The sequence below is a fragment of the Arthrobacter sp. 10T413_2 genome (assembly GCF_056394205.1).
In genome coordinates, this window is sequence record NZ_JBFTHK010000136.1 from 1 (window position 1) to 11,835 (window position 11,835).

General features: G+C 64.3%; 13 protein-coding genes. 6 read left to right on the top strand and 7 right to left on the bottom strand.

The window, feature by feature from the left end:
* Positions 1-165: 165 nt before the first annotated feature.
* The 4 genes from AC1DBQ_RS17425 (at position 166) to asd (ending at position 3,007) form a co-directional block, all read left to right on the top strand.
* Positions 166-969 (top strand): thymidylate synthase, encoded by an 804-nt coding sequence (locus AC1DBQ_RS17425; RefSeq protein WP_116765126.1) that lies wholly within the window; start codon positions 166-168, stop codon positions 967-969.
* Complete coding sequence (locus tag AC1DBQ_RS17430) at positions 966-1,559, top strand: dihydrofolate reductase (protein ID WP_476929712.1); 594 nt, start codon at positions 966-968, stop codon at positions 1,557-1,559. The genes AC1DBQ_RS17425 and AC1DBQ_RS17430 overlap by 4 nt, the downstream gene beginning before the upstream one ends.
* Complete coding sequence (locus tag AC1DBQ_RS17435; protein ID WP_476929713.1) at positions 1,559-1,777, top strand: NF038396 family protein; 219 nt, start codon at positions 1,559-1,561, stop codon at positions 1,775-1,777. Before AC1DBQ_RS17430 ends, AC1DBQ_RS17435 begins: the two co-directional genes overlap by 1 nt.
* An 87-nt stretch (positions 1,778-1,864) precedes the next feature.
* Entirely contained in the window at positions 1,865-3,007 is a 1,143-nt protein-coding gene (asd, locus tag AC1DBQ_RS17440) for an aspartate-semialdehyde dehydrogenase (protein ID WP_476929714.1), read from the top strand.
* A 6-nt stretch (positions 3,008-3,013) separates the two neighbouring features.
* Here the strand turns inward: asd and AC1DBQ_RS17445 are convergent, their stop codons facing one another.
* Complete coding sequence (locus AC1DBQ_RS17445; protein ID WP_476929715.1) at positions 3,014-4,132, bottom strand: winged helix DNA-binding domain-containing protein; 1,119 nt, start codon at positions 4,130-4,132, stop codon at positions 3,014-3,016.
* Between the two features lie 138 nt (positions 4,133-4,270).
* Between AC1DBQ_RS17445 and AC1DBQ_RS17450 the strand changes: the two genes are divergently transcribed.
* Positions 4,271-4,777 (top strand): hypothetical protein, encoded by a 507-nt coding sequence (locus AC1DBQ_RS17450; protein WP_476929716.1) that lies wholly within the window; start codon positions 4,271-4,273, stop codon positions 4,775-4,777.
* A 25-nt stretch (positions 4,778-4,802) separates the two neighbouring features.
* Here the strand turns inward: AC1DBQ_RS17450 and AC1DBQ_RS17455 are convergent, their stop codons facing one another.
* From AC1DBQ_RS17455 to AC1DBQ_RS17480, 6 genes are all read right to left on the bottom strand, one after another.
* On the bottom strand, positions 4,803-5,954 hold the full coding sequence (locus AC1DBQ_RS17455; protein ID WP_476929717.1) for an amidohydrolase: 1,152 nt from the start codon (positions 5,952-5,954) through the stop codon (positions 4,803-4,805).
* Positions 5,936-7,048 (bottom strand): mandelate racemase/muconate lactonizing enzyme family protein, encoded by a 1,113-nt coding sequence (locus AC1DBQ_RS17460; RefSeq protein ID WP_476929718.1) that lies wholly within the window; start codon positions 7,046-7,048, stop codon positions 5,936-5,938. The genes AC1DBQ_RS17455 and AC1DBQ_RS17460 overlap by 19 nt, the downstream gene beginning before the upstream one ends.
* A 116-nt stretch (positions 7,049-7,164) precedes the next feature.
* Positions 7,165-7,971: an amino acid ABC transporter ATP-binding protein gene (locus AC1DBQ_RS17465; protein ID WP_476929719.1), complete on the bottom strand. Its 807-nt coding sequence runs from the start codon at positions 7,969-7,971 to the stop codon at positions 7,165-7,167.
* On the bottom strand, positions 7,968-8,963 hold the full coding sequence (locus AC1DBQ_RS17470; protein ID WP_476929720.1) for an amino acid ABC transporter permease: 996 nt from the start codon (positions 8,961-8,963) through the stop codon (positions 7,968-7,970). The genes AC1DBQ_RS17465 and AC1DBQ_RS17470 overlap by 4 nt, the downstream gene beginning before the upstream one ends.
* Complete coding sequence (locus AC1DBQ_RS17475; protein ID WP_476929721.1) at positions 8,960-9,910, bottom strand: ABC transporter substrate-binding protein; 951 nt, start codon at positions 9,908-9,910, stop codon at positions 8,960-8,962. Before AC1DBQ_RS17475 ends, AC1DBQ_RS17470 begins: the two co-directional genes overlap by 4 nt.
* Positions 9,911-9,936: 26 nt before the next feature.
* Positions 9,937-10,803 (bottom strand): GNAT family N-acetyltransferase, encoded by an 867-nt coding sequence (locus tag AC1DBQ_RS17480; protein WP_476929722.1) that lies wholly within the window; start codon positions 10,801-10,803, stop codon positions 9,937-9,939.
* A gap of 359 nt (positions 10,804-11,162) precedes the next feature.
* Between AC1DBQ_RS17480 and AC1DBQ_RS17485 the strand changes: the two genes are divergently transcribed.
* Positions 11,163-11,831, top strand: a complete 669-nt coding sequence (locus AC1DBQ_RS17485) for a hypothetical protein (protein ID WP_476929723.1) — start codon at positions 11,163-11,165, stop codon at positions 11,829-11,831.
* Positions 11,832-11,835 lie beyond the last annotated feature (4 nt).

The following is an 11,835-nucleotide window of genomic DNA, read 5'->3' on the forward strand; positions in this document are numbered from 1 at the left end:
CCGGGCKAGATGATCATCTGCCACGTGGCCCACGGCAGCAAGAACAAGGTGGTTGCCGTGGAGCGGTTCAGGCCCTTCGACGACTGACGTCCCGCAACACGTGGCGTCCTGCCGCCCGGTGCCTTCACACTGCGAAGCCTTGGACYGGACCTCTAGACTGGAACCGTGAGCATTCCTACGCCCTATGAAGACCTGCTGCGTGACGTCCTCGAGCACGGCACGCACAAATCGGACCGTACCGGAACCGGCACCCTCAGCGTGTTTGGTCGCCAACTCCGCTTCGACCTGAGCAAAAGCTTCCCGCTCATMACCACCAAACGGGTGCACTTCAAGTCCGTGGCCGTGGAGCTGCTGTGGTTCCTGCGCGGCGACACCAACGTCAAATGGATGCAGGACCAGGGCGTGACCATCTGGGACGAATGGGCCGACGCCGACGGCGAGCTCGGCCCCGTTTACGGGGTTCAGTGGCGCTCCTGGCCCACGCCCGACGGCGGCCACATCGACCAGATCGCCGAACTCGTCGAGAACCTCAAGTCCAACCCGGACTCGCGCCGGCACATCGTCTCGGCGTGGAACGTCGCCGAGCTCAAGGACATGGCCCTGCCGCCCTGCCACGCGTTCTTCCAGTTCTACGTGGCCGACGGCAAACTCTCCTGCCAGCTGTACCAGCGCTCGGCGGACACCTTCCTGGGCGTACCTTTCAACATCGCGTCCTACGCGCTGCTGACCTGCATGCTGGCCCAGCAGACCGGCCTGGAACCGGGCGAATTCGTCTGGACCGGCGGAGACGTGCACATCTACGACAACCACATGGACCAGGTCCTCAAGCAGCTGGCCCGTGAGCCCTACGACTACCCGCAGCTGAAGATCACCCGCAAGCCTGACTCCATCTTCGACTACACCCTCGAGGACTTCGAGGTGATCGGATACCAGCACCACCCGACGATTAAGGCCCCGATAGCCGTATGAGCACAGAAAAGACCCCKGGCGTGCAGCCCGGCGATTTCACCGAGCAACTCCGAGCCTCCACCACCGGCCTGGGGCTGGTCTGGGCCCAGACCAGCACCGGCGTCATCGGCAAAAGCGGCACCATGCCGTGGCACCTGCCCGAGGACCTCAAGCACTTCAGCAGCCTCACCGCCGGCCACCCGGTCATCATGGGCCGCAAGACCTGGGAATCGTTCCCGGAGAAGTTCCGCCCGCTGCCCGGCCGGACAAACATCGTCATCACCCGCCAGGAAGCCTGGGGCGGAACGCCCGGGGCGGCCGGCGCGGTCGCCGTCAGGTCCCTCGACGATGCTCTCCTGGAATCGCAGTTCGMCCCCGGCAACGAGATGGTCTGGATCATCGGCGGCGGAAGCATCTACGCGCAGGCGCTGGACCTTGCCGACGTCGCGGTTGTGACCACGATCGACACCACGGCGGAAGGGGACACCTTCGCGCCCGAACTCGGCTACGAATGGGCCGCCGCGGCCAGCCTTCCCGCCAACGGCTGGCTGACGTCCGCCAGCGKCACCCGCTACCGGGTCACGCTATGGCGCCGGACGGAGGCCAAGTAGTGCTGAGGAAGCCCGAGACACTCTTTGTCCTGGGGTACATGCTCCTGCCCCTGCTGGCGCTGCTCTCGGCAATCGTGGGACTGACCATGATCCTGGGCGGCAACAAGATCCCCGGCGCCATCGTGCTGGTGGTGGTGACCCAGGTCTTCGCGTTCGGGGCCGTCTTTGCGCTGCGCCGACGTAAAGCGGCGCTTCTCGAAGAGCGGCACGGCGACTAGCGCCGGCCGCCTCCCGGCCCGGCGTCGTCCGCGCCCGCGTGACGTAACCGACTGCGTCCTGCGGCCGGTGAAGTCTAAACTGGGCCCATGACTACAGCAGCTACCCCGTCCGTCGGCCTGGTCGGTTGGCGTGGCATGGTCGGTTCCGTCTTAATGCAGCGTATGCAGGACGAGGGCGACTTCGCCAACATCAACCCGGTCTTCTTCTCCACCTCGAACGCGGGCGGTGCCGYCCCGGCCATTGCCGGTGCTGCCGCGGGCGCGGCCGGCAAGCTTKAGGACGCGTTCGACGTCGAGACGCTGGCGAAGCTGCCCATTATTGTCACCGCCCAGGGCGGCGACTACACCAAGCAGGTCCACGGCGAGCTGCGCAGCCGGGGCTGGGACGGCCTCTGGATCGACGCCGCGTCCACCCTGCGCATGAATGATGACTCCATCATCGTGCTGGACCCCATCAACCGGGATGTCATCGACGCCGGMCTGTCCGGCGGTGTGAAGGACTACATCGGCGGCAACTGCACCGTATCCTGCATGCTCATGGGCCTCGGCGGCCTGTTCAAGAACGGCCTCGTCGAGTGGGGCACCTCCATGACGTACCAGGCCGCCTCCGGCGGCGGCGCACGCCACATGCGTGAACTGCTGAACCAGTTCGGCACCCTCAACGCGGAGGTCAGCAGCGAACTGAGCGACCCGGCGTCGGCCATCCTGGAAATCGACCGGAAGGTCCTGGCGCACCAGCGCACCGACATTGACGCCACGCAGTTCGGCGTCCCGCTGGCCGGCTCCCTCATCCCCTGGATCGACGCGGACCTCGGCAACGGCCAGTCCAAGGAGGAATGGAAGGCCGGGGTGGAGACCAACAAAATCCTCGGCACCTCGGCCGAAGACCACGTCATCATGGACGGGCTGTGCATCCGGATCGGCGCCATGCGCTCGCACTCCCAGGCCCTGACCCTGAAGCTGCGCGAAGACCTCTCCGTCGCCGAGATCGAGAAGCTCMTGGACGCGGACAACGAGTGGGCCCACGTGGTGCCGAACACCAAGGAAGCCTCGATGGCCGACCTCACCCCTGTGGCGGCATCCGGCACCCTGAACATTCCGGTGGGACGCATCCGCAAGATGGAGATGGGCCCGCGGTACATCAGCGCGTTCACGGTCGGTGACCAGCTGCTGTGGGGCGCCGCCGAGCCGCTGCGCCGCATGCTCCGCATCGCCACCGGAACCCTCTAGGGCTTGTCAGGAACCCGTTCCGGCACCAAGATATCTGCGGTACTTCGCGGCCTGCAGCTCAAAGGATTTTTGGGCGGCAGGCCGCAACCCGTTAACGGCATCGAAGGGCTCGGGCACGACGGCGCCGCCCCGGCGGCCCGCCGGTCCCGCCCAGGTGCCGATCACCCCGCCGCCCGCCACAATGGTCTTCCTGAACACGCCGTTGCCGCCCGGGACGATTCTGTCCGCATGCTCGGCCGGCAGCACCAKGGACCGGTCCGCGTAGCCGAGCAGGAATTCGTCGAACCCCGGCAGTGCCAGCACGGTGCGCTGCCCGGGGACGCCGTCGTCGAGCAGCGACGCCGTTTCGGGCGAGAGCCAGTAGCTCGTCCCCTCGAGCCGCAGCTCCACGAGCTGGTCCTTCACGTGTGCCAAGGCGGCCCGGGTTTCCGTCAGCGGAAGACCGGACCACCAGGCAAAATCACGTTCCGTGGCGGGGCCGTGGCTGCGGAAGTAACGCAGCAGCCATTCGGCGATGCCTTCTGACCGGTCCAGGGTCCGCGACCCGGCGATCCAGTCGTCGAACGCCACGATCAGCTGCTGGTTGCCCGCCAGCGGACCCTGCACCAGCAATCCCCGCTGGCACAGGGCGCCCAGCAGATGAATGCCGCGCTGGCCGGCCGTGGACTGGCCCGCCCGTTCCAAGGCCTGGAACAGCTCCGTCCGGCTGGCGGCTGCTCCTCCGGAGACCAGCTGCAGCGCGGTGTCCGCGGCGGCGTCGAGGTCCGCAGCGGTGATCTCCAGCTCCCGGTGGCGCCCGGCCAGGCCGCGGATCAGCCGGCCGGAGGTGATGGCCAGCATCCACTTCAGGTCCTCGGGAGCCAGCACGTGCAAAGTGCCGCGCATCGGCCAGGAGCGGACTATGTCCCCCCGGTCCAGGGCGGCGCGGACATCGTCAACGCGGGACCCCGGCACCCGCTGGCCGACAGCCCAGAGAACGGACGGCAGGTCCTGCGCCTGCATGGCCGTCATTCGGCGGACGGCGTCCGGGACGCTCTGAAACCCGGGCCCCAGCAGACCCTGCGCGGCCAGCCGCAGCCTGCCGATGATGCCGGKGCTAAGCCGGGTGCCTGTCGCTGCTGTCACGTGTCAATGGTAGGCCGGGCAATGCCCGGCCGGCTTCGTTCGTTGCCGGGGTTGCCGGGTTTACTGCCAGGTTGCTTGCCCGGCTTGTTGCCCGGTTGCTCCCAGCCGCCGTACAGCGGACCTCTTTAGCCTTGATGCATGACTATGAGTGACGTGTGGCCGCAATTGCGGCCCCTGTGCCGGAAGCTGGCCCTGCTGGGCTGGGCCTCCAGCGCCGCCGGCATGGCTGCCGGACTCGCCGTCGCAATTGCCAGCGGGACGCGGCTTTCGCCCATGATGAGCACCCTGCAACTGGTGGCCGGGTTGTGCATGGCTGTTTCCGTGGCCAGTTTCGTCACGGCGGCGGCCCTGCAGCCGCGCGCCCKGGTCCGGGAAKGCGCGAAGCCCGGAAGCGTGGCCCCGCGCGGCCGGGACCTTCAGCTCGACTACGCCGGGGAGTTTCCGGCGACCGTCCAGGCCTTCCTGCTCGGCTCGCTGGCCCTCCTCGCCGGAGCCGTGGCGTTTGCGTGCGCGGGACTCGTGCTGCAAAGCGGGCCCAGCGTCCAGTCCGTGGCCTTCTGCCAGGTGTTTTTGCTCGGGGCCGCGGCCTCCGGCTTCACCTTCATGCTCTTCAGCAAGGTGACCCCCCGCCGCACGGACCGCTAGCCCGGCTTTTCCTGAAGGGCCTTTCCTAAAGGGCGACGCCGATCAGCAGCGGTTCCGGGTGAAGGCAGGCTTCAAGGAGCACGCCAACCGCCCGTTCCATGGATTCGGCTTCGAATGTCATGGCCGGGTCGTGAAGTCCTGGCTGGACGTTCGCTCCGACGGCGAGCATGGCTGCCTGAATTTCGGGGTTTCGCAGTGTGTAGAAATGGAAGTCGTCCGATCCAGATGTAATGATCCGTGGCCGCAAGTGATCGTCGCCCAGTTCCGTGGCCACTGCCGCTGCAAGGGCGGCTTCGGCGCGGGGTCCGATCATGGCCGCAGGTACGGCATCCCGGAAGTCGAGGTCGATCACTGTCCCCGTTGACGCAGCCACCCGTGCACAGACCGATTCGAGTCCTGCGCGGAGKGCGGACATGACTTCGTTGGTTTGGGCGCGCAGGTCCACTCCGAAGTGTCCGCTGCCCGGTATGACGTTGAGGTTCTCCCCACCGKCGTGGAGCATGGTCATCTTGGCCGAGCTGGGAACCTGCGGGTCAACCCTTATGCGTCCCAACCCCTCGGAGATTTCGAGCGCAACCTCGACGGCATTCGCCCCGAGGTGTGGACGCGCCCCGTGGTGGTCAGCCCCCGTGATGGTTCCCGCCGCAAACAGGCATGATCCGTGCGAAATGGATGGCGCGAAATATGGAGCCGGGAGTTCTTCTTCCGGACGTAAGTGCACGCCGAAGAGATACCTCAGCCCATCACTCACACTCAACGCAGCCACGTGCTCGGCACCGTTGCCCAGCTCTTCGGCCGGCTGGAAGATCGCCCGCACGGAGCCTTCCAGCAAGTCCCCGAGTTCGCTCAGCTCCAGCATCACGGTGGCGATTATTGCCATGTTGGCGTCGTGACCGCAGGAGTGGACCGCCGTCGGCCCCCCTGCCGTGTTTTGTACAAGGGCGTCCATTTCTGCCCGCAGTCCAATCACCGGAGGACCCGTCCCGATGTCGGCCGTGAAACCCGGGAGGGACTCGAACCTGCGAACCTCAAGTCCCGCTTGCTCCAGAAGTCCCGCGAGATACTCTGCAGTGCCGAATTCCTGCATGCTGGGTTCAGGATGGTTGTGCAGGTGGGTCCAAATCTCCGCCAACCGGCGGCGCCTCATGGCGCCGCCGCTCACGCGCTGACTTCGCATTCACTCACGGCGAGTTCGGCAAGAATGTCCGTGTCCACGTCGACTCCGAGCCCGGGTCGTTCAGTGATCTGGACGTTGGGGAGAATGTATTGGAGGTCGCCAGGTTCCTTGGCGAACTTGATGGGACCGGAGAGCTCGGTGGAAACGATGTTCGGGTGGCTGAGGGCCAGGTGGAAACCGGCAGCGGAGGCAACGCTTGTTTCCAGCATGGAACCGATCTGCACTTTGAGTCCGCCGAGTTCGGCCTGAGTCGCAAGGCGATGACAAGGCGTGATGCCGCCACTCTTCATCAATTTAAGGTTGACCATGTCCACCGAGCGGTCGCGGACGAACTGCGCGATGTCGCTGGCGTCAACCACGGACTCGTCGGCCATGAGGCGGGCGCTCGTGTCCTTGCGGAGCAGCCGGAAGCCATCGATATCGTCCGCGAGGATTGGCTGCTCTACCCAGTCAATTGCGAATGGTTCAAGGGCGCGGATCATGGTGCGTGCGGTGGCGGTATCGCCCCAGCCMTGGTTGGCGTCCACCCGAATGGCCATGTCGTTGCCGATCGCCGCCCGGACCGCCCGCACGCGCTCGATGTCCTGCCCGTCATCGCTGCCGAGCTTCATTTTGAGGTGGCGGTAGCCTTCCCCGCGAGCTTGGATTGCTTGTGCCACCAGGACTTCCGGTTCCAGGATGCTCAATACCTTGGCGATGGTTGGCTGTTCAGGCCGCCGGCCGCCGAGCATTGCGTAGATCGGGCGCCCGGCTGCCTTTCCCGCCAGGTCCCAGCACGCAATGTCGACGGATGCCTTGGCTGCTCCGCAGCCCTTGAGTGCCTGGTTGAGCCGCTGATGGATGGCGGTGATGTCTCGGGGATCCAAACCCATCACGGCGGGAAGTAACTCGGTTTTGAGGGCTTCGACGGTCCCGGTGGGGGTTTCTCCTGTGATGTGGCCGTCCGGAACGCTCTCGCCGTACCCAATTAAACCGTCGTCGGTCTCGAGGGTAAGGATAACGCTCGGCATTGAGGCGTACGTGGCATAGGAGACMACGAAGGGTTCCAGCAACGGAACATCAATGAGGGTGACGGTGGCGCGGGAGATCTTCATGTAGGGCTCACTGTTCATAGGGAGGGAAGAAACGAGGAACKAGGAAGGGCGCAGTCAGGGCGTTCCGGGCCCGGCCGCCAAACATGACATCCGGTTTGGCAGGGCATCCGGGCTTCTTACATAACGCTGTTGAGGAATGCGATGGTCCGGGGGTTTTGCGGGTTKTCCAGCACGGATGCCGGCGGTCCTGATTCCACCACCACGCCGCCGTCCATGAAGACGACGTTGTCCGCAGCGCTACGGGCGAAGCCAATTTCGTGAGTGACAACGATCATGGTCATGCMATCGGAGGCCAGTGTGCGCATAACGTCGAGGACGTCGCCGACCAGTTCCGGGTCCAGGGCGCTCGTCGGCTCATCAAAGAGCAGGAGTTGGGGGTCCATGGCCAGTGCCCTGGCAATGGCAACCCGCTGCTGCTGCCCCCCGGATAGCTGCGCCGGGTAGGCCTTCGCCAAGTGTGCCAGGCCCACCCGCTCCAGCAGGTCCATTCCGCGCTTGAACGCTTGCTGCTTGGGCACTTTTTTGACTCCCACCGGCGCAACCGAGATGTTCTCCAGGGCAGTCATGTGCGGGAAGAGATTGAAGCGCTGAAACACCATGCCGATGCCCCGCCGCTGCCTGGCCACTTGACGGGGATTCATTTCAAAAATCCGGTCCTGACGCTGGGTATAGCCGATCAGGTCCCCGCCGACGGAAATCCGTCCTCCGTCGATCCGTTCCAAATGATTGATGCAACGCAGGAAGGTGGACTTGCCGGAACCGGACGGGCCTAGAAGGCACATGACCTCCCCGGGGTTGACGGTCAGCGAGATGCCCTTCAACACCTCCACGCTGCCGTAGTGTTTGCGGACGTTGCTGGCAACGAGGAGCGGCGAGGCGGCGGGGCCGACCGCATGCTCACGGGTGGCGAGGGCATCGGTCATGGCTGAAGTCCTTTCGATTCTGCGTGGTGCTTGCCGTGTTTGCGGAGTGTGGAGATCATCCTGTCCAGGGGTGTGGGGGTCTGCTGGCGTACGTTTCCACGGCCGTAGTGCCGTTCCAGGTAGTACTGCGGAACGGATAGCACCGTGGTCAGGAACAGGTACCAGCAGCTGACCACTACGAGCAGTTCCACTTGGCGCAGGCTCTGCGAAGAGATTTGCGTTGCCACGGTATAGAGCTCGAGTACCGCAATGACTGACAACAGCGAGGTGTTTTTCAACATCGAGATGGTCTCGTTGCCCATCGGCGGAATGATCACGCGCATCGCTTGCGGCAGCACCACCCGKAAAAGGGCGAAGGCTGGTGACATCCCGAGCGAATACGCGGCTTCGTGCTGGCCGGTGTCCACTGAAAGCATCCCTCCCCGGATTATTTCCGCTGAATACGCTGCCTGGTTCAACGTCATGGCCAGCAGTCCGGCCGTGAACGCTGGAACCAGAGCGTTGGTGTCCATGGAGAAAAACGTGAAGTCAGTGAACGGGACGCCAAGGGAAATCTGTGAATAGAGCAGCCCCAGGTAGCCCCAAAAAACGACTTGGATCAGCAGTGGGGTGCCGCGGAAGACCCACACGTAGAGCCAGGCGAAGGCGTTCATCACCGGATTTCTGGACAGGCGCATGACCKCGAGCAGCACGCCAAGCAGCGTGGACACGAGCATGGAAATGACCGTCAGCGCCAGGGTAAGGCCTATTCCGCCGAGGATCCGGGGATGGAACAGGTAGTTTTTGATGGTCGAGTGGTCGATGTTCGGGTTGGACCACAGCGATGAAAGAAGGGCCACAAACCCGAGGGCCAACGCTGCCGCGACTATCCAGCGCCACGGGTGGCGCAACGGAACGGCTACGACATCGTCCTCGGCAGTGCCGACGATTGCGGTTTCGGTTGCGGTCTCAGCCGCTATTTTCGGGGATGGGAGCGTGCTTGCCTGTTTCATGGCTTGGCCGTACCCAAGTTGAGGCCGGTTTCCTTGACCCGGTAGTCCGAGAGGTCGTACTTCTCAAGGATCGTGCCATAACTGCCGTCGGCGACGATCGCCTGGAGTGCGGCCAGCAAGGCCTTGCCGAGCTCCGCATCCTTCTTAAGGACACCGATCCCGGTGTAGACCGGGTTGTAGCCGGCAGGGTTTGCCGGGTCTTTGACGATGTCGAAAATCTTGCCGTTCCCGGCGGTCTTGGCGGCGTATGCAGCCGCGGCGGAATCGACGACGTCAGCTGCGGCCTTTCCTGAACGGACGGCCGTCTGGACATCCGTTTCCAGCGGAAGTTCGGAGACGCTCACCGGTTCTGATCCCTTGTTCTTGCACTGCTGGTCATAGCTGCGGAGAATCTCCGCCTGCACAGTCGCCTTCTGCACGGCTACGTTCCTGCCGCAAAGGTCCATCACGGTTGTGATGCGGTCCGGGTTGCCCTTGGGCACGAGGATGGAGAACCCGGCATGAAAGTAGTCCACGAAGTTCAGGGTCGCCTGGCGCTMGGCGGTGTCGTTCATCCCCGACATKATGATGTCGTTTTTGCCCGACTGCAGCGACGGAATGATGCTGTCGAAAGCCTGGGTCTGCAGTTCCAGGCGCACCCCGAGCTTCGCGCCCAAGGCCTGGGCAAGGTCGTAGTCCAGGCCGGTGAGTTTTTGGTTCTCATCGAACATCTCCATCGGCGGGTACGGAATGTCCGAGGCGACCTTGATGACTCCGGCCKACTTGTAGCGCTCTGGCAGGGCCGCTGCTGCGGCGGGGTCGACGTCGGCGGCGGACAAAGTCTTCGAGTCCGCCGCCGGCACTGCTCCTCCCGAACAGKCCGCTAGTCCGAAGGTGAGGGTCAGGCTGGCAGCGCCAAGGGCCTGGCGCKCGATACGCGCGGCAACCGAACGATTCCTGGGTCGCATTCTGTACTCCTGGTGTTGGGTAAGGGTCATGCCTGGTTGGTTTTTGTCAGCCGGTACCAGCCGGTTCGGGTGACTCCGGACGCGTTGTAGCCGGACGCGAAGGCCGATTCGAAGATTCCGCGGATCCGCAACCGCCACAGTCCTGCTTCATCGGAATTCGCGGCCCTCAGCGCCACGATGTCTTGCGGTGCACGGCACCAGAGGGTGTCCGGCATTTCGAGGAGGACCGGTCTGGAGTCCGGGCCGTACTCGAGGATGTTGTTCAGGGCCGTCTCGGGTAGTTCCAGTTCCTCGACGGAACCTTCGCTGCAACTGATGCTGCGCTCGGAGGACAAGGGCCAAACGGCGACGAGCCGGTCGCTTTCATCGTTGGCGTTGATGTCGTCGTGCATTTCGCCGTAAAAATCGCGCGCGTACTCGAAGGCGTGGGCTCCGAGTTTCGTGAGGTTGAAACGCGCGTTCCGGCTGACCAGCGGGTCAAAGGTCCACGTCATGGTTTCGATTCCGCGGGCAAGCGACCACGCCCGCTGATGCTGTTTGAGGGCGAAACCGACCCCTTTGTCCGCCGCGCCGGGCAGGACACCGGCGATCAGGGAATAGGTAGCCGTTCCGCCGGGGGACACGATGCCGACCGCGGCCCCGCACAGGGCCCCGTCCGCGTTGTACGCAGCGGAAACATTGCAGCCCGCGTGCGAAATGCTCCGTAGCAAGTCAAAAGGAATAGGCGCTCCGTGGGGAGACATGCCCCAGATCGCGATGAGCAGCCCTTCAACATCCCTGAGCTTGTCGCGGCCATGTTCGTCGACGACCCGGACGCCGGCCCTGGATGCTGCCGCTGCTGCCKCTTTCCCGGCCTGGCGTGCTGTTGGACTGGCTTCAACAATAAGTGACATGCATCAACTATGGGCTTGCCCCCTACCGGCTGACTTCGGTGTCTGGCACCATCATCAGCCCTGAAGCTTGTGGGTCAGCACTACGGGCAGTAGATTTACGCCTTGTGGAAACCATCCCGAAGACACCGGGCAGCATCGCTTTGCCTGACCTCCTGCAAGTCCTTGCGAACTCCGGCCTGACTCTCCGCTCACACGGAAATGCACCCAGACTCTCCCTGACGAGCCCGACACTCTACGATCCCCTCGCACCTTTGGAAGGGCTCCGGGGAGKAATCCTGCTAGGGATAGGACTCCACCCCGCAGAACCGCAAACACCCCTCATCGTCCGGGAAGCAGCGCAAGCAGGCTTCGGCGCGATCGTGCTCAAGCAGCTGTCTCAGGACATCGAAGAGCTCGCGAACACAGCTGACCAGGCCGGCATAGCGCTGCTGGTCGCAGACGACGCCGTGGGGTGGCGGCAACTCGACGCGCTCCTGGAATCTGCCCTCAGTGCCTCCGCGGAAGCCAACCGATCGCTCTCACCGCTGGGAGTAGGTGACTTGTTTGCCCTGGCCAACGCCATCGCCGCACTGGTAGGTGGTGCCACCGCCATCGAAAACCTCCAGGAACAAGTTCTCGCATACTCCACCCTTTCCCACCAACCGATCGACGACGACCGGCGGAACGGAATTCTGGGCCGCCAGGTTCCCTACCTACCGGAGAATGCCGGTCAATACGCCAGCGTGTTCCGCTCCCGCGGCGCCGTGCGCATTGAAGGGKTCCGTCCCGCGATGGACCGTCTGGCCATCGCCGTTCGTGCCGGTAACCAACCGCTGGGGTCCATCTGGGTAGTCGACGCCCACGGGGACCTCGATTCCGACGCGGAGCAGGCTCTGKAGCGCGCCGCKGATATCGCAGTCCTCCACATTCTGAGGGCACGAAGCACCATTGACCTTGCACGGCAACAACGGGCCGAGCTCCTCCGCCGGCTCCTCGAAGGCGGAGACGACGTCCAGCTTGTAGCCGAACAGCTCGGACTGACGCATTAAGGTC